Here is a 24,797-nt window from a genome sequence, read left to right as displayed (position 1 = left end):
CGTCACGGTGCGGCCCGGCGTGCCGGTGGGGGGCTGAGGGGGTGCGCCGGGGGGTGGGGTACGCGGCGCTGGCCGCGGGGGTCGGCGGTCTGGTGTACGCGGGGCCGGCGGCGGCGTGGCTCGGCGGGGTGCGGCGGGTGGTGCCGGGGCTCGCGGGGGTGGGGGAGCCGGGGCATGTGGCGCTGACGTTCGACGACGGGCCCGATCCGGTGTCCACGCCGTGTTTCCTGCGGGAGCTCGGGAGGCTGGAGTGCAGGGCGACGTTCTTCGTGCTGGGGGAGATGCTGGAGCGTCATCCGCGGGTGGGACGCCGCATCGCCGAGGAGGGGCATGAGGTGGCCGTGCACGGCTGGCGGCACACCGCGGCGCCGCTGGCCCGGCCGGGGGCCGTGGCCGCGGGGGTGGGGGCGGCGGTACGGCTGGTTCGGGAGGTCACCGGGGTTTCGCCGGAGTGGTACCGGCCGCCGTACGGGGTGCTGAGCACCGAGGCGCTGCTGGCGGCGCGCGTGTGGGGGCTGCGGCCGGTGTTGTGGACGGCGTGGGGCCGGGACTGGACGGCGTCGGCCACCCGCGAGTCGGTGCTCGCCACGCTGACACCGGGGTTGCGTGGCGGCGCGACCGTGCTGCTGCACGACAGTGACCACACCTGTGCGTCCGGCGCGTGGCGCTCGGCGCTCGGCGCGCTGCCGGAGGTGGTGGCGTACTGCCGCGCGGCGGGCCTGCGGGTGGGGCCGCTGGGTGAGCACGGCGTGGGGAGGCGAGGTGGCCACGGCGGGTCCTCCTTGCGTAGCGGCTGCCAGGTCACGGTCTCCGGCGGGGGACGGGGATAAAGCCGGGAAACGGTCAAACGTCTGGCAGGACCGGCGGTGGCCGAATGGGGGACGTGGTCGCCTGTATCGATTTTCCGAGGGAATGGGAAAAGGCCGATAAAGACGGTGAGCGTTAGCGGTATTCGCGGCAGATATGCCTGTTGACATCGGGTTTCATGGCGTCGCAAGACAGTTTACGGCGCGGTGCGCTCGGCAATAGTGAAGCCATGTCACCGGGGCGGGACGTCATGGCGAGAGCGAGGCGGGAGAATTTCCCGGTCGCTTCGCGTGTGCTGCCACGCCGATATCGGGGGCATCTTTTCGCGGTGTACGCGTTCGCTCGCCACGTGGACGACGCCGGTGACGAGGCCGACCCGCGGGACCGGCCGCGGCTGCTGGAGGAGGTCGACGCCGATCTGCGCCGGCTGTACGCGGGCCAGGTGCCGCGGCATCCGGTGGTGCGGGGCCTGGCCGCGACGGTGCGGCAGTGCGCGGTGCCGGCCGAGCCGTTCCACCGCCTGGTGGAGGCCGGACGGCGCGACCAGGCGGTCACCCGGTACGAGACGTTCGGTGACCTGCTGGGGTACTGCGCGTTGTCGGCCAACCCGGTGGGCCGCATCGTGCTGCACGTGTTCGGCGCCGCCGGGGGTGAGCGTGTGCCGCTGTCGGACCGGGTGTGCTCGGCGTTGCAGGTGGTCGAGCACTGCCAGGACGTCGGCGAGGACTACCGCAGGGGCCGGGTGTACCTGCCGGGTGAGGACCTGCGGCGGTACGGCTGCACCGACGACGACCTGGCGGGTGCGGTGACGCCGGGGCCGTTGCGCCGGGTGGTGGCGTTGCAGGTGGCGCGCGCGGCGCGGCTGCTGGACGCGGGTGCGCCGCTGCTGGCGTCGCTCGACGGGTTCGCGCGCGCCGCGGTCGCCGGGTACGTCGCGGGGGGCCGCGCGACGGTCGCCGCGCTGGAACGTTCCGGTCACGACGTGCTCGGGGTGGCGGTGCGGCCGCGCCGTGCCCGGCTGGCGGCGGCGTGGCTGCGCGCGCTGCTGAGGAGGGGGTGACCCGGCGATGGCGTCCCACGCCTACCGGCACTGTGAGCGGATCGTGCGCACCAGGGCGAGGAACTTCTCCTACGGCATCCGCCTGCTGCCGCCGCGGCAGCGGCGCGCGCTGAGCGCGGTGTACGCGTTCGCGCGCCGTATCGACGACATCGGTGACGGGGACGGGCCGGCGGAGCAGCGGCTGGTGCTGCTGGACGCGGCGCGGCGTTCGCTGCGTGCGCGGCGGCCGGTGCACGGCGACCTGGTGATGGTGGCGTTGTTCGACGCGGCGCGCCGGTTCCCGATCCCGTTGCCGGCGTTCGAGGAGCTGATCGACGGCTGCGCCGACGACGTACGTGGTGTCCGGTTCGCCGGGTACGAGGATCTGCTGGGGTACTGCCGCCGCGTCGCGGGGTCGGTGGGCCGGCTGTCGCTCGGGGTGTTCGGCACGGCCGACCGGGCCGCGGCCGAGCCCCTGGCCGACGCGCTCGGGGTGGCGCTTCAGCTGACCAACGTGCTGCGGGACGTGCACGAGGACCGGCTGGCCGGCCGGGTGTACCTGCCGGCCGAGGACCTCGCGCGGTTCGGCTGCACGCTGGAGCTGGACGGCGCGGGCCGGTTCACCGACCCGCCGGACCGGCTGGAGGCGCTGATCCGGTTCCAGACGTCCCGGGCCCGCGACTGGTACGACACCGGCATGCGGCTGCCGCCGATGCTGGACCGCCGCAGCGCGGCGTGCGCCGGTGCGATGGCCGGCATCTACCGCGGTCTGCTCGACCGGATCGCGGCGTGCCCCGCCGAGGCGCTGGCCGGTCGTTCGTCGGTGCCGGTGTGGGAGAAGGCGATGGTCGCGGCCCGCGCGCTCGCCGGGGCCGGCCGGTGAGCGGCGCGCCGGTGGCCCCGGTGGCGGTGGTCGGCGGGGGGCTGGCGGGGATCACGGCGGCCGTGGCGCTGGCCGACGCCGGGATCCCGGTGACGGTGTACGAGGCGCGGCCGCGTCTCGGCGGTGCCACGCATTCGTTCACCCGTGGCGGGCTGACGGTCGACAACGGCCAGCATGTGTTCCTGCGGTGCTGCACGGCCTACCGGGGGCTGCTCGACCGTATCGGCGGCGCGCGCGGCGTGCGGCTGCAGGACCGGTTCGACGTGCGGGTGCTCACCCCGCAGGGCCGGTCGGGACGGCTGCGGCGCGCGGCGCTGCCGGGGCCGTTCCACCTGCTGCCGGCGCTGGCGACGTACTCGCTGCTGCGGCCGGCCGACCGGCTGCGCGCGCTGCGCGGGTCGGTCGCCATGGCGCGGCTGGACCCGGCGGACCCGGCGCTCGACCTGGTCGACCTCGGCACGTGGCTGGACCGGCACGGGCAGCGCGGCCCGGCGCGGCACGCGGTGTGGGAGCTGTTCACCGTGGCGGCGCTGAACGCCGCCGCCGGTGACGCGGCGCTCGGCGCGGCGGTCAAGGTGTTCCGCACCGCGCTGCTCGGCCGGGCCGGCGCCGCCGACATCGGGGTGCCGTCGGTGCCGCTCGGCCGGCTGCACGGCACCGCCGCGGCGCGGGCCATCGAGCGGCGCGGCGGGGTGGTGCGCATGGCGGCGAAGGTCGGGGCCGTGCTGCCGGGACCGGCGGTGGTGGTCGGCGGACGGCGGGTGGAGGCGTCGGCCGTGGTGCTCGCCGTGCCGCACGAACAGGCGGCGCGGCTGGCGCCCCCCGGCGCGGCACCGGACCGTGACCGGTGGCCGGGCCTGCGTGCCGGGCCGATCGTCAACGTGCACGCGGTGTACGACCGGCGGGTCACCGGCCTGCCGTTCGCCGCGGTGGTCGGCTCACCCGTCCAATGGATCTTCGACAAGACCGGGGTGGCCGGGCTGGACCAGGGCCAGTACCTGGCGGTGTCGGTGTCGGCGGCCGGCCGGTGGATCGACCTGCCGACGGCGGAGATCCGGGCCTGCTTCGAACCCGAGCTGCGGCGCGTCCTGCCCGGTGCGCGTGACGCGCGGCTCGCCGACTTCTTCGTCACACGTGAGCGCCGCGCCACGTTCCACCAGGGTCCCGGCAGCGGCTCCCTGCGTCCCGGCGCCGCCACCCGGTGGCCCGGCCTGTACCTCGCCGGCGCGTGGACCGACACGGGCTGGCCCGACACGATGGAGGGTGCCGTGCGCAGCGGACTCAACGCGGCCCGCCTGGTCCGCCGCCATGTGCGTGCGGCACAGGCCAGGGCCGCGTCATGACGCCTGTGGTGCCCTGCGCGCTGCCGGCGGCCCGCGAGCTGGTCGAGCCGGTGCTTCGCGCCGCGGTGGACCGGCTGGACCCGGTGACCCGCCGGGTCGCCGCCTACCACTTCGGGTGGGCCGACCCGCAGGGCCGTCCCGCCGACGGCGGCGGCAAGGCGCTGCGTCCGGCCCTGGTGGTGCTGTCGTCCAAGGCCGCCGGGGCCGAACCCGACCTGCCGGCCGCGGCGGCGGTGGAGCTGGTGCACGCGTTCTCGCTGCTGCACGACGACATCATGGACGGCGACCGCACCCGCAGGCACCGGCCCGCGGCGTGGGCCCTGTTCGGCCGTGCCGAGGCCATCCTCGCCGGGGACGCGCTGCTGTCGCTGGCCGGTGAGCTGCTGGCCGTCGCCGGCACCCCCGGTCACGCCGCGGTGGCGCGGTCCCTCGGCGCCGCGACCCGCCGGCTCATCGCCGGCCAGGCCGCCGACCTCGCGTTCGAACGGCGCGGCGAGGTGGGCCTTGAGGAATGCCTGCGCATGTCGTCCGACAAGACCGGCGCGTTGCTGTCGTGCGCCTGCGCCGCCGGGGCACTTGCCGCCGGGGCCGGGGACGGGCTGACGCGGGCCCTGGCGGCGTTCGGCGAGGAGGCGGGGCTGGCGTTCCAGCTCGTGGACGACCTGCTGGGGATCTGGGGGTCGCCGGAGATCACCGGCAAGCCCGTCCTTTCCGACCTGCGGGCCCGCAAGAAGACCCTGCCGGTGGTGGCCGCGCTCACCGGCGGCACCCCCGCCGGTGCGCGCCTGGCCGGCCTGCTGGCCCGGCCCGGCCCCCTGCCGGAGCGGGACCTGCGCGAGGCGGCCGGCCTGGTGGAGGACGCCGGCGGCCGGGCCTGGGCCGAGGCGGAGGCCAAGCACCGTCTGGACGTCGCGCACCGCCGCCTGGCCGACGCGGGCCTTCCTGCCGCCGTCCACGCCGAGTTCCTCGACGTCGCCGCCTTCATCACCGCCAGGGACCACTGACATGACACAACGCACCATCACCGCCGCGGCGGACGAGGCGTCCGCCGGCCCGCTCGCCACGGCCGCCGGGCACGCGCTCGCGGCGGCGTGCGACCACCTGATCGGGCTGCGCGACCCGGCCGGGTGGTGGAAGGGGGAACTGCGGACCAACGTGACGATGGACGCCGAGGACCTGCTCATGCGGGAGTTCCTCGGGGTGCGGTCGCGGCGGGACACCGACGAGGCGGCGCGGTGGATCCGCCGGGAGCAGCGGCCCGACGGCACCTGGGCCACCTTCCACGGCGGACCGGGGGACCTGTCCACGACCATCGAGGCCTACACCGCGCTGCGGCTGGCGGGGGACCCGCCGGGGGAGCCGCACATGCGGGCCGCGGCGGCGTTCGCACGGCGCGGCGGCGGCATCGGGTCGGCACGGGTGTTCACCCGTATCTGGCTGGCGCTGTTCGGCCAGTGGCGCTGGGACGACCTGCCGGCGCTGCCGCCGGAGCTGGTCCTGCTGCCGCAGTGGTGCCCTTTGAACGTGTACGACTGGGCCTGCTGGGCCAGGCAGACCATCGTGCCGCTGACCGTGGTGGCGGCGCACCGGCCGGTGCGGCCACTGCCGTTCGACCTGGCCGAGCTGCGGACCGGCCGGCCGGCCCTGCGGGGACGTCACCGCGGGGTGATCGGCGCGGTCGACCGTCTGCTGCGCCGGTACGATCGCCGTCCCCTGCCGGGCCTGCGGCGCGCGGCGCTGCGGCGGGCCATGGAGTGGATCGTGGCGCGGCAGGAGGCCGACGGGTCGTGGGGCGGGATCCAGCCTCCCTGGGTGTACTCGCTGATCGCGCTGCACGTGTCGGGGTACGCCACCGATCACCCCGTCATGCGCCGGGGCCTTTCGGGGTTCGACCGGTTCACCGTGCGCGACGAGCAGGGCCGCCGCATGGAGGCCTGCCAGTCCCCGGTGTGGGACACCGCGCTCGCCGTCACCGCGCTGCTGGACGCCGGCGTGCCGGCCGATCACCCCGCCGTGACGCAGGCGGCGGTGTGGCTGCTCGGCGAGGAGGTACGCGGCCCGGGGGACTGGTCGGTGCGGCGGCCGGGACTGGCGCCGGGTGGCTGGGCCTTCGAGTTCGACAACGACGGCTACCCCGACACCGACGACACCGCGGAGGTGGTGCTGGCGCTGCGCCGCGTCCCCCTGCCCGGCGTACGGCCCGCCGTCGACCGGGGGGTGCGGTGGATGGCCGGCATGGCGTGCCGCGACGGCGGGTTCGCCGCGTTCGACGCCGACAACACCCGCGAGCTGATCAGGCGGCTGCCGTTCTGCGACTTCGGCGCGGTGATCGACCCGCCGACGGCCGACGTCACCGCGCACGTCGTGGAGGCCCTGGCCGCGGAACCGCCGGCCGACCCCGAGGTGCTGCGGCGCGGTGTGCGGTGGCTGCTGCGCGCGCAGGAACCCGGCGGGTCGTGGTTCGGCCGCTGGGGGGCCAACCACGTCTACGGCACCGGCGCCGTGCTGCCGGCCCTGGCCGCCGCCGGTGTCCCCGCCGCTCATCCCGCGGTACGGCGGGCCGTGACGTGGCTGGAACGGCACCAGAACCCCGACGGAGGCTGGGGCGAGGACATGCGGTCCTACCGCGACCCCCGGTGGATCGGCCGCGGCCACTCCACCGCGTCGCAGACCGCCTGGGCCCTGATCGCGCTGCTCGCCGCCGGGGAACGTTCCCCCGCGGTGGACGCCGGGATCGGGTGGCTGGTGCGCACCCGGCTGCCGAGCGGCACCTGGGACGAGCCGTACTACACCGGCACCGGGTTCCCCGGCGACTTCTCCATCAACTACCACCTGTACCGGCTGGTGTTCCCGATCATGGCACTCGGCCGGTACCTGCGCGGGAACGGCGCCGGGTGAGCGGCCTGGTGATCTGCGTCGCGCTCGGCGTGGAGGCACGCGCCGTGGCCCGGGGCCTGCGGCCCGGCGACGGGGTGACCGTGGTGCGCACCGGCATGGGGCCGCGCCGCGCCGACCGGGCCGGGGCCCGGCTGCGGGCCTGCCGCGCGGTCGCCGTGACCGGGTTCGCCGGCGCGCTGGACGACGGCCTCACGCCGGGGGACGTGCTGGTCGCGGCCGAGGTCCGCTACGCCGGCCGCTCCCTGCCGTGCCCCTCGGCGTGGCCGCTCGCCGCCGAGCTGGACAAGGCAGGCATCCCCGTGCAGGTCGGGCCGCTGGTCACCGCCGGCCGTCTGGTGACCGGCGCGGCGCGTGACCGCCTCGCCACCACCGGCGCACGCGCGGTGGACATGGAGTCGGGGCCGCTGCTGGCCGCCGCGCTGAGGGTCCCCGGTCCCGGCGCGGCGGCGCACGCCGTGGCGCGGGTCGTGGTGGACACCCCGGCCGCGCCGCTGCTCAGCGCGGCCATGGTACGCGGCGGGCCGGCGGCACTGCGGACGCTGCGGCGGCTCGGGCCGGTCCTTTCGCGCTGGGCCGCCGACCACGGAAAGGGGCGGCCATGACGATCCCTGTGCGGCAGAGCCTGCGCATCGGCACCTACATCCTGCGTCAGCGGCTACGCGGCCGCAGACGCTTCCCGCTGCTGGTGGAACTGGAACCGCTGTTCGCGTGCAACCTGGCGTGCGCCGGCTGCGGCAAGATCCAGCATCCCGCCGACGTGCTGCGGCGCCGCATGCCGGTGGACCAGGCCGTCGCGGCCGTCGAGGAGAGCGGCGCGCCGATGGTGTCCATCGCCGGCGGCGAACCGCTGATGCACCCGCAGATCGGGGAGATGGTGCGCCGCCTGGTGGCCATGAAGCGGTACGTGTTCCTGTGCACCAACGCGCTGCTCATCCCCAAGAAGATCGACCAGTTCACCCCGTCGCGGTACTTCGCCTGGACCGTGCACATCGACGGGCTGCGCGACCGGCACGACACTTCGGTGTGCCGGCCGGGGACGTTCGACGAGGCCGTGGCGGCCGTGCGCGAGTGCCGCCGCCGCGGCTTCCGCGTCACCACCAACACGACGTTCTTCTCCACCGACACGCCGCGCACCGTCATCGAGGTGCTGGACTACCTCAACGACGACCTGGCCGTGGACCAGATGATGATCTCCCCGGCGTACGCCTACACCAAGGCACCCGACCAGGAACACTTCCTCGGTGTGCGGGACACCAGAGCCCTGTTCCGCGCCGCGTTCGCCGGAGGCAACCGCGAACGGTGGCGCCTGAGCCACTCACCGCTGTTCCTGGACTTCCTGGAAGGCAAGGCCGACTTCCCCTGCACGGCGTGGGCCATCCCGTCGTACTCCCTGCACGGCTGGCAGCGGCCGTGCTACCTGATGGCCGACGGCTACGCGCGCACCTACCGTGAACTGGTCGAGGAGACCGACTGGGACGCCTACGGCCGCGGCCACGACCCGCGCTGCGCCAACTGCATGGCCCACTGCGGCTACGAACCCACCGCCGTCTTCGCCACCCTCAGCTCGCTGCGCCAGTCGCTGCGGGCCCTGCGCGCAGGCTGACCGGCCGCCGGCGGATTGTCAGCTCAGCGCCGCGACGGCCTGCTCAGGAGTCTGGTAGAACGCGAACAACCGGTCCAGGCCCATGATCTGGAAGATGTGCGCGATGTCGGGATCCAGGCCGGCGAGGGCCAGCGCGACGTCGGACTCCTGGGCCCGCTGGTGCGCCGCGATCAGGATCGAGATGCCGGTGGAGTCGCAGAACTTCAGCTCAGACAGGTCGACCACCAGCCCGTCACCGGGGCTGAACGTGTGCTCGGCCAGAGCGTCTCGCAGGCGCGGTGAGGTGTGATGATCCAGGTCACCGGCCACGCTCAGCACGTGAAGCCGCGCCGAGTGCGGCTGGAGCGTGACGGTCAGACCGTTGTCTTGCTGCACCAAGGCTCCTGAGAGACGGCGATCGTCGGGACCGGCACGGACAGGCGAGCACCGCGGCGCCGCCGGACACGCGCTCCGGCCAGGATACCGATCAGTCTAAACACGGCGGCGAGCAGGCCGTGGGCTCCCGGCAGCCTGATCGGGACGCCGGAACTCCCCGTGCGGCCCGCCGGACGCGGCACGGCGGCACGGCGACCCTTCGGATTGCCCTATTGTACGTATCCGTTGACCTGCGACTTGTACAGCCTGCGTATCATGTCCCGATCCGGGCAAGGGTGCGAGCGGCGAGGTGCGAGGCCCGTGGGGGGGCCGTGCCCGCCGAACGTGGAAGGGTGTCAGATGACGCGCCATGACGAAGCCGAGCGCGGGCCTGCGGCGGACGGAGCCAAGGTCTTCACGGTCGACGACGAGATCGGCCGTGATCTGGCGCTGGTCGACTGGCACGCCACCGCGCTCGGGCCGCCGGGGGAGTGGCCGCAGAGCCTGCGCACGGCGGTCAGCATCCTGCTGCCGTCCCGGTTCTCCATGTGGATGGCGTACGGGCCGGAGCTGACGTTCTTCTGCAACGCGGCCTACCGCCGCGACACCCTGGGCCACAAGTACCCGTGGGCCCTCGGCAGGCCCGCCAATGAGGTGTGGGCCGAGATCTGGGACGACATCGGCCCCCGGATCGATGCGGTGCTGGCCACAGGAGAGGCGACCTGGGACGAGGCGCTTCTGCTGTACCTGGAAAGGTCGGGCTACCCCGAGGAGACCTACCACACCTTCTCCTACAGCCCGCTGCGCGACGACGACGGCGCGGTGGTCGGCATGCTGTGCGTCGTCAGCGAGGAGACCGAGCGGGTCATCGGCGAGCGGCGCATGGCGACGCTGCGTGACCTCGGCTCCGACCCCAGCGTGGTCCGCACCGAGAAGGAAATGCTGGCCTTCACCGGCCGCCAGCTCGGCCGCAACCAGCGCGACCTGCCGTTCACGCTGACGTACCTGTTCGACGACGACGGCGGCGCGCGGCTGGCCGCCGCGACCGGGATCACCGCGGGACACCCGGCCGCACCCCCCACCCTGGCATCCGGTGACCCCGGCGCGGTGTGGCCGGCGGCCGAGCTCGCCAGAGGCGAATCGATGGTGGTGCCCCTCGACGGCGGGCCGTTCACCGGCCTCCCGCACGGCGACTGGCCCGACCCGCCGACGCACGCACTGGTCGTGCCGTTGCCACGGCAAGGCGGCGCGCCGTACGGGTTCCTGGTGGCCGCGCTCAACCGGTACCGGGCCCTGGACGACGGTTACCGCGGTTTCGTCGAGCTGGCCGCCGGTCACGTCGCCACGGGGATCGCCAGCGCGCGCAGCTACCAGGCGCAGCAGCGCAGGGCCGAGGAGCTGGCCGAGCTCGACCGCGCCAAGACGGTCTTCTTCTCCAACATCAGCCACGAGTTCCGCACCCCCCTCAGCCTGATCATGGGGCCGGTGCAGGAACTGCGGGCCGCACTGGCCGACGCGCCGCCGCAGGTGCGCGAGGACCTCGACGTCGTGCACCGCAACGGGCTGCGCCTCGGCAAACTCGTCAACACCCTGCTGGACTTCTCCCGCCTCGAAGCCGGCCGCATGCAGGCCCGCTACGAGCCGGTGGACCTGGCCGCCGTGACCGCCGAGCTGGCCAGCGTCTTCCGCTCCGCCATCGACAAGGCCGGCCTGACCTTCACGGTCGACTGCCCCCCACTGGCCGAGCCGGTGTACATCGACCGCGACATGTGGGAGAAGGTGGTGCTCAACCTGCTGAGCAACGCCTTGAAGTTCACCTTCGAAGGCTCGATCGGCGTCGTGGTGCGCGCGTCCGCCACCGGCGCGGTGGTGACCGTCACCGACACCGGGATCGGTGTGCCGGCCGACGAGGTGCCGCGGCTGTTCGAGCGGTTCCACCGCATCGAGAGCGCGCGGTCGCGCTCCAACGAAGGCAGCGGCATCGGCCTCGCCCTGGTGCAGGAACTGGTGGCCCTGCACGGCGGCACCATCACCGCGACCAGCGTCGAAGGCCAGGGCACGACCTTCACCATCCGCCTGCCGTTCGGCACGGCCCACCTGCAGGACGGCAGCCTGGTGCCCCCCAAGGCGCCGGAAGCGGTGTCGGCCACCGCCAGCCCGTTCCTTGAGGAGGCCATGCGCTGGCTCCCCGACGGCGGCGCGCCGGCCGACGAGACGGCCATGTCCGCCACCGGGCACTCCCCGGCCCCCGGTGACGGCACGCCGCCACGGGTGCTGATCGCCGACGACAACGCCGACATGCGCGAATACCTGACCCGGCTGCTCAAGGGAGCGGGCTACCGGGTCGACGCCGTCGGCGACGGCATGGATGCGCTGGACGCCGTCCGCGCCGAAGCGCCGGCGCTGGTGGTCAGCGACGTGATGATGCCGCGCCTGGACGGCCTCGCGCTGGTCTCGGCGCTGCGGTCCGACCCGCGCACCGCCGACGTGCCGGTCCTGCTGCTGTCGGCCCGCGCGGGCCAGGAGGCCTCCATCGAGGGCCTCGAGGCCGGAGCCGACGACTACCTGGTCAAGCCGTTCACCGCCGCGGAGCTGCTGGCCCGGGTCCGGGCCAACGTCGAGCTGGCCCGGATGCGCAGCCACCACATCCGCTGGCGCAACGCCATGATCGACTCCCTGCAGGAAGCGTTCTTCGTCGTCGACGAGAACGGCGCCGTCGTCGAGATCAACTCGGCGTTCACCGACATCCTCGGCTACGGGCCCGAGAACCTCCCCTACGCCGCTCAGCACCCCTGGTGGCCGGACGCCGCCGACGACCCGCAGGCCCACGCCGCGGTCGCCGAGGCGTTCGCGCGGCTGATCGGCGAAGGCCGGGGCAACTGCGTGATCCCCCTCAACCACCGCGACGGCCACCAGGTGTGGATCGCCGCCACCTTCAGCGACGTCACCGACCCCGACAGCGGCCGGCGGCACGTCGTCGGCACCTTGCGGGACGTCACCGCCGAACGTCACCTGGTGCAGCGGGAGAGCGCGCTCGCGGCCCTCAGCATGCGCCTGTCCCAGGCCGACGACCTGGCCGACGCCGTGCGCGGAGCGCTGGAGACGTTCCAGGAGGTCTGGCAGGCGCGCCGCGTCGCCGGCGTCGTCTGGAGCGGCGACACGCCGGCCGAGCCGGTCACCGCGCCGGCCGGCGCCGGCTGGCCCGATCTGCAGCAGCACGTGCGTGAGAGACTGGCCGCGCTGCGTGAGGAGCCGCCGCTGCGTCCGCTGGCCCCCGTGGCCGGCGGGGCCGGCATCTGCCTGGACCACCCCGACGGGCTGCTGGCCCTGTGGATCGACCTCGGCCAGAACCGGCCGTTCACCGGCGAGGACCAGACCCTGCTCGCGCTGCTCGCCGGCCACCTCGGCCAGGGCCTGCACCGCGTGCACCAGCTCGACCAGCAGCGTGAGGCCGCCGTGGCCCTGCAACGGGCCATCCTCGGCCCCTCACGGCTGCCCGACGGGTTCGCCGTGCGCTACGAACCGGCCAGCCGGCCGCTGGAGGTCGGCGGCGACTGGTACGACATCGTGCCGCTCGCCGGTGAGCGCATCGGGATCGTCGTCGGCGACTGCGTGGGCCGCGGCCTTCCCGCGGCCGCCGTCATGGGGCAGCTGCGCAGCGCCTGCCGCGCGCTGCTGCTCCAGGACGCCGGCCCGGCGCAGGTGTTCGCCGCGCTCGACCGGTTCGCCGCGCTCGTCCCCGGCGCCAGGTGCACCACCGTCTTCTGCGGTGTCCTGGACGGCGCCACCGGTGAGCTGGTGTACTCCAGCGCCGGTCACCCCCCCGGCATCCTCGCGCACGCCGACGGCACCACCGAACTGCTCGAAGGCGGCCGCTCGACCCCGCTGGCCGTACGGCCCGGCCACCCCCGGCCCGAGGCCACGGCCATCATGCCGGCGCGGTCCACCCTGCTGCTGTACACCGACGGCCTGGTGGAGCGCCGCCGCCGTCCCCTCACCGCCGGCATCGACCAGGCCGGCGCCGCCGTCCAGGCCGGCCGGACCATCCCCATCGAGGACCTCGCGGCCGACATCATGACCCGCCTCATCCCCGAGGACGGCTTCAACGACGACGTCGCGCTGCTGCTGTACCGCCAGCCCGGCCCGCTGGAGATGGCGTTCCCCGCCGAGTCCAGCCAGCTCGCCCCCGTGCGCGCGGCCCTGCGCGACTGGCTGGCCCGCTGCAAGCTCACCCCTTCCCTGGTGCAGAACGTGCTCGTCGCCGCAGGTGAGGCGTGCGCCAACGCGATCGAGCACGGTCACCGCAACGCTCCGGGCAGCACGATCCGCCTGCGGGCCGTCGTCACCGTCGACGACCTGCGCCTGACCGTCGCCGACACCGGCCACTGGAAGCCACCGCAACCGGAGGCCAGCCGGCATCGAGGCCGGGGAGTCGCTCTCATGCGTGCCCTGATGAACGAGGTCACCATCAATCCCGGTGCCGCCGGAACAACCGTCGACATGCATGCGAGGATCACCCCATGACCACCCCCCTGACCCTGGTGTCCGCGGAGCGGCCCGACGGCACCCCGGTCCTCACCGTCACCGGTGAGATCGACATGAGCAACGCCGGCACACTGGACGAGGCCCTGGCCGAGTCCACCGGCGCCGGCCCGTTGCTCGTCGACATGAGAGCGGTGGAGTACCTCGACAGCGCCGGCCTGACCGTCCTGTTCTCCCACGCCGAGCGCATCCGGCTGGTCGCCAATCCCCTGCTCGCCCCCGTCCTGACGATCTCCGGCCTGACCGAGATGACCACCGTCGAAGGGATCGCCTAAGACGGCGGGGCCGGCCCCCACGGTGGTCCGTGAACGGGGTCCTCGCCGGGACGACCGGCCTCCCAGGCCGAAGGCGGCGGGCGAAAGGTGCCGCCACCGGGATGGCGGGCCTCCCTGATCGAAGGCGGTGGGTGAAGGGGGCCGCGAGCGGGAAGATCGTCCCACGTGAGAGGCGGGAACAGGCTGGCCGGGGCCCGGGTGCTCGTCACCGGCGGCTCGTCCGGCATCGGCGCGGCGACGGCGCACGCGATGGCCGCGCACGGGGCCGAGGTGACGATCACCGGCCGCGACCCGGCGCGCCTGGCGGCCGTGGCCGCGCGCACCGGCGGCCGTGCCGTCCTGTGTGACCTGCTCGCCGGCGGCGGCCCCGCCGATCTGGTGGCGGCGGCCGGCCCGGTGGACGTGCTGGTGGCCGCCGCGGGGGCCGGCTGGGCCGGCGCGTTCACCGCGATGCCGCCGGAGGGGATCGACCGGCTGGTACGGCTGAACCTCACCGTCCCGATGCTCCTGACCCGCCTGCTGCTCCCCGGCATGATCGCCGCCGGCCGCGGCCACGTCGTCCTGATCTCCTCGATCGCCGGGGCCGTCGGCGTACCCGGCGAGGCCGCCTACTCGGCCGCCAAGGCAGGCCTGGTGATGTTCGCCGAGGCCCTGCGCCACGAACTGCGCACCCCCGGCGCACCAGGCGTCTCCGTCGTCCTCCCCGGAGCGGTGGCCACCCCGTTCTTCACCCGCCGTGGCACCCCCTACACCCGCCGCCACCCGGCCCCCGTCCCCCCGGAACGCGTGGCCCGCGCCGTCGTCGCCGCCGTGGAGACCAGCCGCCCCGAGTCCTACGTCCCCGCCTGGCTCGCCTTCCCCGCACGCCTGCGCGGCGCCGCACCGGCTGTGTACCGCCTGCCGGCCCGCCGCGCCGGCGGCTCCGCCTGACCGTCCCGCGTGAACCGTGCCACCTGGGTCGTGCCGGCCGTCGTCAGGCGGGGACACGGCCGCGGGGGGCCGGTGCCACACTTGGGCCATGGGGAAGCTGGACCGGTTCGCGAGCAACCGTCCCCGGCTGCTCGGCCTGGCGTACCGGATGCTGGGGGAGCTCGCCGAGGCCGAGGACGTGCTGCAGGACGCCTACCTGCGGTGGGAGCGCAGCGACGGGGTCGAGGTGCCGGAGGCGTGGCTGACGACGGTGGTCACCAACCTGTGCCTCAACCGGCTCACCTCGGCCCGCGCGCGGCGCGAGCAGTACGTCGGCACGTGGCTGCCTGAGCCGGTCGCCGTTCTGGACGGCCGGCTCGGGCCGCTGGAGACGGTGGAGCAGCGTGAGTCGCTGTCGCTGGGGATGCTGGTGCTGCTGGAACGGCTGACACCTCCCGAGCGGGCCGCGTTCGTGCTGCGTGAGGCGTTCGGTCACAGTCACCGTGAGGTCGCCGGCATCCTGGACGTCGAGGAGGCCCACGCGCGGCAGCTCTACCACCGGGCCCGTGAGCGTGTCGGCGAGGAGCGCACGCGGTTCTCCGCGTCCCCCGAGCAGCGCAGTCGCATGCTGGAGGTCTTCCTGTCCGCCGCATTGCGCGGCGATCTGGCCACCTTGGAGCACATGCTCGCCGAGGACGCGGTCAGCTGGGCCGACGGTGGCGGCAAGGCCGCGGCGGCGGCGCGTCCGGTGCACGGCCGCGTCCGGGTCGCGCGCCTGGTGTCCGGGCTGGTCCACCACCCGAGGCACACCGGGCTCGACCTGGTGGCCGGCACGATCAACGGCGAACCGGGGTTCCTGGTCAGGGACGGCGGCACACTGATCGCCGCCGGTGTGCCGGAGTTCGGGCCCGACGGCCTGATCGTCGCGATCCGCACCGTCACCAACCCCGACAAGCTCACCCACGTGGTGTGACGCGTCTCACAGACGGTTCCTGTCACGGTTGCGCCGTCGCCGCGGTTCAACGCGCGGACACGACGAAGGAGACAGGAAATGACGCATCACATCGTGGTCATCGGCGCGGGCTACTCGGGGGTCATCGCCGCCAACCTCACCGCCAGGCTCACCGGAGCGCGCGTCACGCTGGTCAACGAGAACGACGGGTTCGTCGAACGCGTGCGGCTGCACCAGCTCGCCGCCGGTCAGGTCCTGCGTGACCTGCCGCTGGCGGACGTGCTGGAGCCACGTGTGGAACCGGTGATCGACCGGGTCACCGCGCTCGACCCCGAGGCGCGCACCGTGCGTCTCGGCCGGTCCGGACGCGACGTCGCCTACGACACGCTCGTGTACGCGCTCGGCAGCCGCGCCGACATGGCGTCGGTGCCAGGGGTGGCCGAGCACGCCTTCACGGTCGCCGGGCCCGCCGAGGCCGTGCGGCTGCGCGACCACCTGGCGGCCGGCGCGGCCGGGGGAGTGCTGGCCGTGGCCGGCGGGGGCCTGACCGGCATCGAGGCGGCGGCCGAGCTGGCCGAGACCTACCCCGGCCTGAAGGTCCGCCTGGTCACCGACGGGGTGGCCGGCGCCGGGCTGTCGCCGTACGCGCGCCGTCACCTGCGCGCCACGTTCACGCGTCTCGGTGTCGAGGTGCGGGAGAACGCGCGCGTGGCCGAGGTCCGCGCCGACGGGCTGGTGCTGGACGACGGGGAACACATCGCCGCCGGGACCGTGGTGTGGACGGCCGGGTTCACGGTGCCGGCCCTGGCGCGTGAGGCGGGGCTCGCCGTGGACGGCCGCGGCCGGGTGATCGTGGACGGCACGCTCCGCTCGGTGTCCCACCCCGATGTCCTGGCCGTCGGCGACGCCGCCGCGCTGCGCACCGAGGACGGCAAGGAGCTGCGCATGGCATGCGCCACCGGCATCCCGTCCGCGCAGCAGGCGGCCCGCGCCATCGCCGCGCGCCTGGCCGGCCGCGAGCCGCGTCCCCTGCGTTTCCGGTACTTCAACCAGTGCGTCAGCCTCGGCCGCCGGGACGGCATCGTGCAGTTCGTCCGCACCGACGACACCCCCCGCCGCGCCGCGCTCACCGGCCGCGTCGCGGCCCGCTACAAGGAGGCCATCGTGAAAGGCACCGTCTACGGCCTGCGCCACCCCTCCATGCCCACCTACCTGTGACCCGGGGTCAGCGCGCGCCGACCCGGACCCTGCCGGTGACCGTCAGCTCACCGAGCCCGGTGACCACCACGCCGGCGCCGGCGCCGGCGAGGTGAGCGGCGCGTCCGCCGTGGTCCACACCGACGACCAGGCCGAAGCCGCCGAGCCGGCCGGCGGTGACGCCGGGGGCCGAGTCCTCCACCAGCGCCGCGGCCTTCGGTGGCACGTCGAGGCGGCGGACCGCCTCCAGCAGCAACGCCGGGTCCGGCAGGCAGGCAAGCCCCAGGCGCGCGGCGTCCTCGCCGTCCACCAGGGTGTCGAACAGGTGCAGCACACCGGCGGCGGCGACCACCGCACGTGAGTTGCCGCTGCCGGACACCACGGCCGTACGGCAGCCGCGGCGCCGCAGGTCGCGCAGCAGCGCCACCGTGTCGGGGAACGCCGCCACGCCGTGCCGGCCCGACTGCTCAAGGAACAACTGCTCCTCGGCGCGGGCCAGCCCGTGGACGGTCGGCGACCCCGCCGCGTCGCCGGGCCGGCCCTCCGGCAGGGCCAGCCCCCGGGAGCTGAGGAAGGCCCGCACGGCGTCCGGCCTCGGCCGGCCGTCGACGTGCGCGAGATAGTCGCGCCGGACGTCGAACGGCTCGAACGGCCCCGGGCCGCCACGCAGGAAGGTGTCGAACACCCGCTTCCAGGCCGCCGCGTGGACACGCGCGGTGTCGGTGACGACGCCGTCGGTGTCGAACACCACGGCACTGATCTGCGCGAGGTCGATGACGGGCATGACAGGACCTCCATCCCCCGATGCTGGAGACGTTACCTCCCCCGCCTTCCGGTCACACAAGAAACCCCTGGTCAAAGCCCTGGAATGTCGGATCAAGCCGCCTTGTCCGCCGGGATCGACCCCCTGCGCCGTACGCACGCGGGTGGCCGCAGGGGTGGAGGTGGCGCGGGAGCGCGGCTCACACGGGGAACTCCGCGCGCGGCGCGGTGGCGGTGAGCAGCGCCGTGGACGGCGTGCCGCCGAACACCTCGCTCAGCCGGGACGTGAGCGCGCCGATCAGCCTCGGCACGTCCTCGGCGGCCGACTCGTGCATCGCCTCCGCCACGATGAGCACCGAGGCGGTGGTGTCCCTGACCGCCGAGTGGCCGCTCTGGCGGTTGGTCCAGCGGCGCGCGTGCGCGTGGCCCGCGGCGTCGGCGAAGATCACCTCGCCGGGGACGGGGTGCTCGGTCTCGCCGGACAGGGTGTGGTAGGTCTCGTCGCCGTGCGCGTGCCGCACGTCGAGGCCCTTGGAGACGCGGGTGACGTCCAGCGCGGCCACGGGGATCGCGAAGGCCGTGGAGATCGCGTTGCACAGGTCGATCAGCGGGTGGATCCTCGGCAGCTCGCCGTCCTTGCGCAGGCGCCGCAGCAGCGCCTCCGACGCGCAGCGGTACTGGGTGGGTCTGAGCCCCATGCGGGTGAAGGCGCGGCGCCATGCCTGGATCTCGGGGAAGGCGGCCTCCTGGCCGGTCGCCAGCCTGGCCAGCGCGAGCGAGGTGAACTCCTCCACGGCGGCGCCGGTGTCGCCGTCCGGCGTGATGCCGGTGGCGGCCACCACGCCGGCGACCAGGCCGGGATGAGCGGACCAGAGGTCCGCCGCGTGCTGGATGTAGATCAAGGCCCGTCCTTCGGGTCGGCGGTGTCGACCCTCCTACTCTGGTGCCACAATGGCTCGGTGAGCAGGGCCAAATCACAGCCAGACAACCGGTCCATAACCTCCGGCTCCGATTTCTTGCAGCTCGACATCGCCGACGCACCCGCCGGCGGCCGTTCCGGCTGGCTGGCCGAGCGGCTGCGGCACGCCATCGCCGACGGCCGCCTGCCGGTCGGCAGCAGGCTCCCGGCCTCCCGGGTGCTCGCCGCGGAGCTGCGGGTGTCGCGGGGAGTGGTCACCGAGGCCTACCAGCGGCTCACCGAGGACGGCCACGTCGCCGGCCGCGGCCGCGGCGGTACCGTCGTGGTCGCCGCGCCGCCGACCGCACCCGGCCCCCCGCCGCCTCCCAGGCAGGCGGCCCCGGCCGCGGTGTTCGGCGCCGAGCCGGACGCCGGGGTGTTCGACGCGCTGCGCGCGGCCCGCGCCAGGATCGACCTGTCACCCGGCGTGCCGGATCTCGCGGCCTTCCCCCGCACCGCCTGGCTGCGTGCCGAGCGCACGGTGCTGGCGTCGCTGTCGGCGTCCGACCTCGGCTACGGCGACCCGCGCGGCGCGCCTGCGCTGCGGCGGGCCGTGGCGGTGTGGCTGGCCCGCACCCGGGGTTTCCGCGCCGACCCCGATGAGGTGCTGATCGTCGCCGGGGTGGCGCAGGCACTCGGCCTGCTCGCGCGCGCGCTGCGCGTGGACGGCGTCACCGAGATCGCCGTGGAGGACCCCGGGTCGCTCGGTGCGCGCCAGCACCTGTGGCACTCGGGGTTCACCACCCCGCCGGTCCCCGTGGACGGCCACGGTGTGGTGGTGGAGGAACTGCGCGCGTGCGGCGCGCCGGTCGTGCTGCTCACCCCGGCACACCAGTTCCCCACCGGCGTGGTGCTCGGCGGGGAACGGCGCCGCGAACTGATGCGGTGGGCCGGCGCCGGCGGGCTGGTGGTGGAGGACGACTACGACGCCGAGCACCGCTACGACCGGCCACCGGTGCCGGCGCTGCGCGCCGTGCTGCCTGAGGAGGTCTGCTACACCGGCAGCGTGTCCAAGCTGCTGGCCCCGGCGCTGCGGGTCGGCTGGGTGGTCGCGCCGTCCCGGTACCGGGACGCGCTGATCGAGGCCAAGCGGTTCGCCGACCTCGGCAACGCGGTGCTCCCGCAACTCGTGCTCGCCGAACTGATGGAGTCCGGTCAGCTGGAACGCCAGCTCCGCTTCCTGCGCCGGCGCCACCACCGCCGCCGCGACGCCATGATCGCCGCCATCCGCACCCACCTGCCGGACGCCACCGTGCACGGCGCGGCCGCCGGACTCCACCTGATGATCACCTTCACCGGCGGCCCCCCGGACACCGACCTCGCCGCCGCCGCACTGTCGCGCGGCGTCAAGACCCAGCCCCTGTCCTGGCACCGCACCACCCCCGGCCCTCCCGGCCTGGTGCTCGGCTACGCCGCCAGCACCCCCACCGACATCGCCGCCGGCGTCGCCACCCTCGCCGCGGCCCGCCGCGCCATGACCACCCGCGCCGCCTCCACACCGCCGCCGGGGCCGCCATCCTCGCCCGGCCCGCCGCGCCATGACCACCCGCGCGCGGCCTACCGCGCCGTCCCCCGCTCGCCGTCCGGCGGCTCCTGCGGACGAGGCGGCGCCGCCCCGAGCGTGATGTCCCCGTGAAAATCCCGTCCCTGGACGACCGGCCCGTGCACGGTGCCCCCCTCGACCGTGTTGTACGTCGCTCCCCGCGCGTCCCCGAGATCCCCGCCGCCGGTCCCGCGTGAACCGGTGACGAGCGGATACACGGCGACGGCCAGGCTCACCAGCGCCACGAAGGCCCCGATCACACTGGCGGTGCGGTCGGCGTCCTCCAGCCCGACCCTCCCGAAGTACACCCCCATCGCGACCGCGACCCCCGCGAACGCCACCCCACCCACCCACGTCATGACTCTGCGGCCACGTCCACCCATGCCTCCATCATGACCCGCGCACCGCGGAGCCGCACCACCGTGCGCGGCCCGGTCCGACGGTCTCGCGGTCCGACGAGCTCGCGTGGCGTGCGCCGCCGGCTGAGAGACGGGATCCGCGCGTGAGACAATGATCCCGCGAGCCTTCCCGGCACGGACCACCACCGCCGAGAAGGCTTTTCTCATGCCCGGGCCCGCCTCCCCGCGCCTCGGTCCACCGCACCACGGGTAAGGCCCCGCTTCTGATCGCGCTCCCGGCGCCACCTCAGCGAGACCCGGCACACCGTCCCCCTTCTCACCAAGGAGCTTCATGTCCGACATATCCGTACGCCTCGCGCACCCCGCCGACCGCCCCGTCGTCGAGCGCCTCTGGCTGATGTTCCGTCATGACATGTCGGAGTTCCAAGGCGTTCTCCCCGGCCCGGACGGCGCCTTCAGAAGCGACCGGCTCGACGCGGCGTTCACCGACCCCGCCTGGGCCCCGTACCTGGTGACGAGCGGGGAACGGCCCGCGGGCCTCGCCTTCGTCCGCGGCCTGACCGGACCGGTCCGCGTCCTCAACAGCTTCTTCGTGGCACGCGGCGCGCGACGAAGGGGCATCGGCCTGCGCGCGGCCCTCGACGTCATCACCCGCCACCCGGGCCCGTGGGAGGTCGCCTTCCAGGACGACAACCTCGCGGCGGTGCGGTTCTGGCGCCGCGTGGCGGCCGAGGCCGCCGTTCACGAGTGGCATGAGGAACGCAGGCCCGTCCCCGGACGTGCCGACCTGCCGCCGGACGTCTGGATCTCGTTCACCGTCGCCGTTCAGGGGACACGGCCACGGTTCTGATCACGTCGCGGGGAAAGGAGTGGACGCGACGATGTCCGGACTTGTAGCGTGCCGGTGACCGTGACACCCCCTGAGGAGGTGAGACCCATGAACGCTGTACCGATGTGGGTGCTCCCCCTTGCCGTCACGGCCGGACGACCGACCTAGGTGTCGCCGGGAGCGCCTCGCTGACCAGGCACTCCCGAAAGGCGCCACCTATGAGCTCTCAGCAGTTCACCCCCGAGCGGCCGTCCGACGACACGGCCACAAGCGACGTCCTCCGGTCGCCTGCCGACGGCACAGCCCCCCGCGACGTCCTCCTGTCGCCGGACTCCGGCACCGCTCGCGCGCACCCCACGTTCGATGTGATCATCGCCGGTTGCGGGCCGACCGGTGCCATGCTCGCCGCCGAGCTGCGGCTGCACGACGTGCGGGTACTCGTACTCGAGAAGGAGACCGAGCCCGCGTCGTCCGTCCGCGTCGTCGGTCTGCACATCCGCAGTCTCGAACTGCTCGCGATGCGCGGCCTGCTGGACCGCGTCCTCCCGCAGGGACGGCGACGTCCGGCCGGCGGTTTCTTCGCCGCTATCCCCGCACCCGTACCCCAGGGCCTGGACTCCGCGTACGCCTTCCTGCTCGGCATCCAGCAGCCGGTCATCGTCCGGCTGCTCGAAGAACACGCGACCGGCCTCGGGGCCCGCGTCCTGCGCGGTCGGGCCGTGACCGGTGTCGAGCAGGACGGCGACGGGGTGACCGTCGAACTGGCCGGCGGGGAACGGCTGCGTTCGCGCTATCTCGTCGGCTGCGACGGCAGCCGCAGCACGGTGCGCAAACTCCTCGGCGTCGGCTTCCCCGGAGAACCCGCGCGGACCGACACGCTGATGGGTGAGATGGAGGTGGGGGTGCCGCAGGAGGAGATCATCGCCAAGGTGGCCGAGATCCAGGAGACCCAGCACCGCTTCTGGCTCCGGCCCTTCGGCAACGGCCTGTACAGCGTCGTGGTCCCCGGCGCGGAGGTCGGCGACCGCACGCGACCGCCGACGCTCGACGAGTTCCGGCGACAGCTGCGCGCCGTCGCCGGAACCGATTTCGGCGTGCATTCCCCGCGCTGGCTGTCCCGCTTCGGCGACGCCACCCGGCTGGCCGACCGGTATCGGACCGGACGAGTGCTGCTGGCCGGCGACGCGGCGCACATCCATCCCCCCATCGGCGGACAAGGCCTCAACCTCGGTCTCCAGGACGCCTTCAACCTCGGCTGGAAACTGGCCGCACAGGTCCGCGGCTGGGCCCCGGGAACCCTGCTGGACACCTACCACGCCGAACGCCACCCGGTCGCCGCGGACGTCCTGGACAACACCCGCGCGCAGATGGAACTGGCGTCCCCCGAACCGGGCCCGCGCGCCGTACGAAGGCTGCTCACCGAACTGATGGCCTTCGACGAGGTGAACCGCCACCTGACCGAGAAGATCACCGCGACCGGCGTCCGCTACCACTTCGGCGACGGCCCCGACCTGCTCGGCCGCCGCCTGACCGACATCGACGTGAAACAGGGCAACCTCTACGGCCTGCTGCACCACGGCCGTGGCCTGCTGCTGGACCGCACCGGTTACCTCACCACCGGAGGCTGGTCCGACCGGGTCGATCACCTCGCCGACCCCACCGCGGACCTGGACGTCCCGTGCGTCCTGCTACGTCCCGACGGCCACGTCGCCTGGATCGGCGACGATCAGCAGGACCTGAACGACCACCTGTCCCGCTGGTTCGGCGAGCCCACCGGCTGAGCCACGGCGAACGGCCTTCGAGGAGTCTGATTGCAGAAATGAGCGGTAGCGAACTGGGGTTTCTTCGCTTGTTGGTGATCCGTGACGCGATGGCCCGGAACTCCTGCAGCTCCGGCCAGCCGCCAGTCAGTTGATCAGTGGGTACGGCAGCGGGGCGCGAGGACCTCGGTGACCTTGGCGATGGCTTCGGCGCCGGGTTTGACGTAGCGCATGGCGGTGCGGGGGTTCTTGTGCCGGGTCTTGCCCATGATGAGCTGCGGCGGCACCTCGGCCTCGCCGAGGTGGGTGGCGGCGCTGTGGCGCAGCTGGTGCAGGTCGAGGCCGACCTATTTCCCGAGCAGTACGCGGGTGCGGTCGTGGCCGAGACGGGCGCGGCCGGTGTGCGGGCAGATGTCGCTGGCGGCCGGGCGGCGGGCCGGGACGGGGCGGCGCATCGACAGGAACAGCGGGCCGGGGGTGCGGGTGCGGCCGTCGGGCAGCCGGAGCAGGCGGGGCAGCAGGTGGGCGGTCCCGCTGTCCCAGTACACCCACTCGATCGTGCCGCCTTTGGACCGGACAGGTGGCCGATGCTCCAGGTCCAAGTCCTCGACGTCGAGCGCCGGGATCTCGGCGGCCCGGGCTGCGGTCTCGTAGCGCATCCGCCACAAGGTCTTCTCGCGCAGCGGGATGTCGCGGCGCGACAGCAGCCGGTGGATGGTGGTCTTGGCCACGGCGCGGGTCTCGTCGGCGGCTTCCTTGCGGCGTTCGGCGTCGGCCGGGAGCGATGGCGCGGCCCAGTGCTTCTTGGTCTGGCACCGGAGCAGCCAGGAGGTGATGGCGGCGCGGTTGCGGTTCCAGGTCGCCGGTGCGCATCGGCCCCACAGCTCGGCGAGCGGCCGGTCCCGGCCGAGCAGCACGATGACGCGATCGATCGCGGAGGCGTAGGCGCGGTGGGTGTGGGGGTTCGCAGTACGCGCTGTGGCGAGGAAGGCGTCGGCGGCCGCGGCGAGCGTGACGCCTCCACCGCGCAGCGCGGCGACCTTCGGCGCCGCGCTCATGCCGGCCGCTGTGCGAGGCCAGCCGCCATGTACCGGATAACGGCCTGACCAGCCAAACCGGCAGCATTCTCATCCAAGTCACCGGGTGAGCGACGAGCACCGGGTCAGGCGGGGCGCGGCCAGGTCCGCGCTCCGCGACAGAACCCGCCCACCGCCGAGGCCGAACTTCGCGGGCGGAGATGGGCCGGCGGCCCGCCTGACCCGTCGAAGGCGGGCGGACCCTGTCACGGCGCGGCCATCCCAGGCCAGAAACCGGCTCCGCGGCAGGCCGCCAACGAACCAGGCACTGCGGTGTCGCCGCCGGGCCCTCCAGCACACACACGTGGGCGCCTTCCCGGACGCCGGCAGATCATGCTGCTGACCTGCCGTCGACGGCAAGCTCACCCTGCCGGAGCGGGCAGATCATGGAAGGGGCGCAGCCCGGAGCCGACATCAACGCGAGTGAAAGCGTAGCGGCCCAGAAAGTTGATGTGCTCGTACGGGATCGCCTGATTCTGAACGCGATTGTCCTGTGGAACAGCTGCTACCTGGACGCCGGGGAACAGCTGCGTACCCATCCGCCCAAGGACCGAGAAGTTCTCGACGAGGACGTGGCCCGGCTCTCACCCCTCGGCTATAAGCACATCAACACGCTGGGCCGCTACAACTTCATCGCCTCCCAGCCCGGCGAAAGCCTTCGCCCGCTACGAGACCCCTCCCAGCACGAAGAAGACGAGGGCTGATTGC

The 24,797-nt window shown here is 74.1% G+C and carries 23 protein-coding genes; 17 read left to right on the top strand and 6 right to left on the bottom strand.

The genetic code is table 11. The features are described 5' to 3' along the window. Positions 1-41: 41 nt before the first annotated feature. The 8 genes from BJ992_RS16705 (at position 42) to hpnH (ending at position 8,573) form a co-directional block, all read left to right on the top strand. Positions 42-830 carry a polysaccharide deacetylase family protein gene (locus BJ992_RS16705; RefSeq protein WP_343072705.1) on the top strand — a complete coding sequence of 263 codons (789 nt, stop codon included), beginning with the start codon at positions 42-44 and terminating at the stop codon, positions 828-830. A 206-nt stretch (positions 831-1,036) separates the two neighbouring features. Beyond that, positions 1,037-1,867 (top strand): squalene synthase HpnC, encoded by an 831-nt coding sequence (gene hpnC, locus BJ992_RS16700; protein ID WP_184981993.1) that lies wholly within the window; start codon positions 1,037-1,039, stop codon positions 1,865-1,867. A gap of 7 nt (positions 1,868-1,874) precedes the next feature. Beyond that, entirely contained in the window at positions 1,875-2,729 is an 855-nt protein-coding gene (locus BJ992_RS32910) for a phytoene/squalene synthase family protein (protein WP_184981991.1), read from the top strand. Next, complete coding sequence (hpnE, locus tag BJ992_RS16690; protein ID WP_343072703.1) at positions 2,726-4,072, top strand: hydroxysqualene dehydroxylase HpnE; 1,347 nt, start codon at positions 2,726-2,728, stop codon at positions 4,070-4,072. The genes BJ992_RS32910 and hpnE overlap by 4 nt, the downstream gene beginning before the upstream one ends. After that, entirely contained in the window at positions 4,069-5,076 is a 1,008-nt protein-coding gene (locus BJ992_RS16685; RefSeq protein WP_184981989.1) for a polyprenyl synthetase family protein, read from the top strand. The genes hpnE and BJ992_RS16685 overlap by 4 nt, the downstream gene beginning before the upstream one ends. Position 5,077: 1 nt before the next feature. Then, positions 5,078-6,970 (top strand): squalene--hopene cyclase, encoded by a 1,893-nt coding sequence (gene shc, locus BJ992_RS16680; protein WP_184981987.1) that lies wholly within the window; start codon positions 5,078-5,080, stop codon positions 6,968-6,970. Next, positions 6,967-7,572, top strand: a complete 606-nt coding sequence (locus BJ992_RS16675; RefSeq protein ID WP_184981985.1) for a phosphorylase family protein — start codon at positions 6,967-6,969, stop codon at positions 7,570-7,572. Before shc ends, BJ992_RS16675 begins: the two co-directional genes overlap by 4 nt. After that, on the top strand, positions 7,569-8,573 hold the full coding sequence (gene hpnH, locus BJ992_RS16670) for an adenosyl-hopene transferase HpnH (RefSeq protein ID WP_184981983.1): 1,005 nt from the start codon (positions 7,569-7,571) through the stop codon (positions 8,571-8,573). Before BJ992_RS16675 ends, hpnH begins: the two co-directional genes overlap by 4 nt. 18 nt (positions 8,574-8,591) lie before the next feature. Here the strand turns inward: hpnH and BJ992_RS16665 are convergent, their stop codons facing one another. Beyond that, entirely contained in the window at positions 8,592-8,948 is a 357-nt protein-coding gene (locus BJ992_RS16665) for an STAS domain-containing protein (protein WP_343072702.1), read from the bottom strand. Between the two features lie 339 nt (positions 8,949-9,287). Between BJ992_RS16665 and BJ992_RS16660 the strand changes: the two genes are divergently transcribed. The 5 genes from BJ992_RS16660 to BJ992_RS16640 all read left to right on the top strand — a co-directional run bounded on the left by BJ992_RS16660 (position 9,288) and on the right by BJ992_RS16640 (position 16,823). Then, positions 9,288-13,451, top strand: coding sequence for a SpoIIE family protein phosphatase (locus tag BJ992_RS16660; RefSeq protein WP_184981981.1), 4,164 nt, complete (start codon positions 9,288-9,290; stop codon positions 13,449-13,451). Next, positions 13,448-13,744, top strand: a complete 297-nt coding sequence (locus BJ992_RS16655) for an STAS domain-containing protein (RefSeq protein ID WP_184981979.1) — start codon at positions 13,448-13,450, stop codon at positions 13,742-13,744. The genes BJ992_RS16660 and BJ992_RS16655 overlap by 4 nt, the downstream gene beginning before the upstream one ends. A gap of 165 nt (positions 13,745-13,909) precedes the next feature. Further along, positions 13,910-14,674 carry an SDR family NAD(P)-dependent oxidoreductase gene (locus BJ992_RS16650; RefSeq protein WP_184981977.1) on the top strand — a complete coding sequence of 255 codons (765 nt, stop codon included), beginning with the start codon at positions 13,910-13,912 and terminating at the stop codon, positions 14,672-14,674. Positions 14,675-14,762: 88 nt separating this feature from the next. Then, the gene (sigJ, locus tag BJ992_RS16645) at positions 14,763-15,626 is read left to right on the top strand and encodes an RNA polymerase sigma factor SigJ (protein ID WP_184981975.1); all 864 of its coding nucleotides are present in this window, start codon (positions 14,763-14,765) and stop codon (positions 15,624-15,626) included. A gap of 78 nt (positions 15,627-15,704) precedes the next feature. Beyond that, the gene (locus BJ992_RS16640; RefSeq protein ID WP_184981973.1) at positions 15,705-16,823 is read left to right on the top strand and encodes an NAD(P)/FAD-dependent oxidoreductase; all 1,119 of its coding nucleotides are present in this window, start codon (positions 15,705-15,707) and stop codon (positions 16,821-16,823) included. A 7-nt stretch (positions 16,824-16,830) separates the two neighbouring features. Here BJ992_RS16640 and BJ992_RS16635 read toward each other — a convergent pair whose 3' ends face one another. Both BJ992_RS16635 and BJ992_RS16630 read right to left on the bottom strand, forming a co-directional pair. Continuing rightward, entirely contained in the window at positions 16,831-17,586 is a 756-nt protein-coding gene (locus tag BJ992_RS16635; protein WP_184981971.1) for an HAD family hydrolase, read from the bottom strand. A gap of 178 nt (positions 17,587-17,764) precedes the next feature. Then, positions 17,765-18,466 (bottom strand): B3/B4 domain-containing protein, encoded by a 702-nt coding sequence (locus tag BJ992_RS16630; protein ID WP_221474854.1) that lies wholly within the window; start codon positions 18,464-18,466, stop codon positions 17,765-17,767. Positions 18,467-18,523: 57 nt separating this feature from the next. Here BJ992_RS16630 and pdxR point away from each other — a divergent pair, with 57 nt between their 5' ends. Further along, positions 18,524-20,158, top strand: coding sequence for a MocR-like pyridoxine biosynthesis transcription factor PdxR (pdxR, locus tag BJ992_RS16625; protein WP_343072701.1), 1,635 nt, complete (start codon positions 18,524-18,526; stop codon positions 20,156-20,158). Here the strand turns inward: pdxR and BJ992_RS16620 are convergent. Beyond that, positions 20,080-20,448, bottom strand: coding sequence for a hypothetical protein (locus tag BJ992_RS16620; RefSeq protein ID WP_184981967.1), 369 nt, complete (start codon positions 20,446-20,448; stop codon positions 20,080-20,082). The genes pdxR and BJ992_RS16620 overlap by 79 nt on opposite strands. Positions 20,449-20,755: 307 nt before the next feature. Between BJ992_RS16620 and BJ992_RS16615 the strand changes: the two genes are divergently transcribed. After that, the gene (locus BJ992_RS16615; protein ID WP_184981965.1) at positions 20,756-21,274 is read left to right on the top strand and encodes a GNAT family N-acetyltransferase; all 519 of its coding nucleotides are present in this window, start codon (positions 20,756-20,758) and stop codon (positions 21,272-21,274) included. A gap of 197 nt (positions 21,275-21,471) precedes the next feature. Continuing rightward, positions 21,472-23,034 (top strand): rifampin monooxygenase, encoded by a 1,563-nt coding sequence (gene rox / locus BJ992_RS16610; RefSeq protein WP_184981963.1) that lies wholly within the window; start codon positions 21,472-21,474, stop codon positions 23,032-23,034. Between the two features lie 134 nt (positions 23,035-23,168). Here rox and BJ992_RS32905 read toward each other — a convergent pair whose 3' ends face one another. Both BJ992_RS32905 and BJ992_RS16605 read right to left on the bottom strand, forming a co-directional pair. After that, entirely contained in the window at positions 23,169-23,339 is a 171-nt protein-coding gene (locus BJ992_RS32905; RefSeq protein ID WP_246497313.1) for a hypothetical protein, read from the bottom strand. Between the two features lie 21 nt (positions 23,340-23,360). Beyond that, entirely contained in the window at positions 23,361-24,071 is a 711-nt protein-coding gene (locus BJ992_RS16605) for a site-specific integrase (protein ID WP_246496675.1), read from the bottom strand. Positions 24,072-24,475: 404 nt separating this feature from the next. On the opposite strand from BJ992_RS16605, the gene BJ992_RS16600 reads away from it, so the two are divergent. Next, entirely contained in the window at positions 24,476-24,793 is a 318-nt protein-coding gene (locus tag BJ992_RS16600) for a Tn3 family transposase (protein WP_184981961.1), read from the top strand. The last annotated feature ends 4 nt before the right edge of the window (positions 24,794-24,797 follow it).

The sequence above is a fragment of the Sphaerisporangium rubeum genome (genome assembly GCF_014207705.1).
Classification (GTDB): Bacteria; Actinomycetota; Actinomycetes; order Streptosporangiales; family Streptosporangiaceae; genus Sphaerisporangium; species Sphaerisporangium rubeum.
Note: the sequence above shows the minus strand (reverse complement) of the source record. Positions and strands in the feature narration are given on the sequence as shown.

Bases quoted from the DNA above. Each gene is read 5' to 3' on its own strand.
- BJ992_RS16600 (WP_184981961.1), top strand. From the start codon at position 24,476: ATGGAAGGGGCGCAGCCCGGAGCCGACATCAACGCGAGTGAAAGCGTA.
- hpnH (WP_184981983.1), top strand. From the start codon at position 7,569: ATGACGATCCCTGTGCGGCAGAGCCTGCGCATCGGCACCTACATCCTG.
- BJ992_RS16685 (WP_184981989.1), top strand. From the start codon at position 4,069: ATGACGCCTGTGGTGCCCTGCGCGCTGCCGGCGGCCCGCGAGCTGGTC.
- rox (WP_184981963.1), top strand. From the start codon at position 21,472: ATGAGCTCTCAGCAGTTCACCCCCGAGCGGCCGTCCGACGACACGGCC.
- shc (WP_184981987.1), top strand. From the start codon at position 5,078: ATGACACAACGCACCATCACCGCCGCGGCGGACGAGGCGTCCGCCGGC.
- BJ992_RS16635 (WP_184981971.1), bottom strand. From the start codon at position 17,586: ATGCCCGTCATCGACCTCGCGCAGATCAGTGCCGTGGTGTTCGACACC.
- hpnC (WP_184981993.1), top strand. From the start codon at position 1,037: ATGTCACCGGGGCGGGACGTCATGGCGAGAGCGAGGCGGGAGAATTTC.
- BJ992_RS16605 (WP_246496675.1), bottom strand. From the start codon at position 24,071: ATGAGCGCGGCGCCGAAGGTCGCCGCGCTGCGCGGTGGAGGCGTCACG.
- sigJ (WP_184981975.1), top strand. From the start codon at position 14,763: ATGGGGAAGCTGGACCGGTTCGCGAGCAACCGTCCCCGGCTGCTCGGC.
- BJ992_RS16640 (WP_184981973.1), top strand. From the start codon at position 15,705: ATGACGCATCACATCGTGGTCATCGGCGCGGGCTACTCGGGGGTCATC.
- BJ992_RS16660 (WP_184981981.1), top strand. From the start codon at position 9,288: ATGACGCGCCATGACGAAGCCGAGCGCGGGCCTGCGGCGGACGGAGCC.
- BJ992_RS16620 (WP_184981967.1), bottom strand. From the start codon at position 20,448: ATGGGTGGACGTGGCCGCAGAGTCATGACGTGGGTGGGTGGGGTGGCG.
- BJ992_RS32910 (WP_184981991.1), top strand. From the start codon at position 1,875: ATGGCGTCCCACGCCTACCGGCACTGTGAGCGGATCGTGCGCACCAGG.
- BJ992_RS16655 (WP_184981979.1), top strand. From the start codon at position 13,448: ATGACCACCCCCCTGACCCTGGTGTCCGCGGAGCGGCCCGACGGCACC.
- BJ992_RS16615 (WP_184981965.1), top strand. From the start codon at position 20,756: ATGTCCGACATATCCGTACGCCTCGCGCACCCCGCCGACCGCCCCGTC.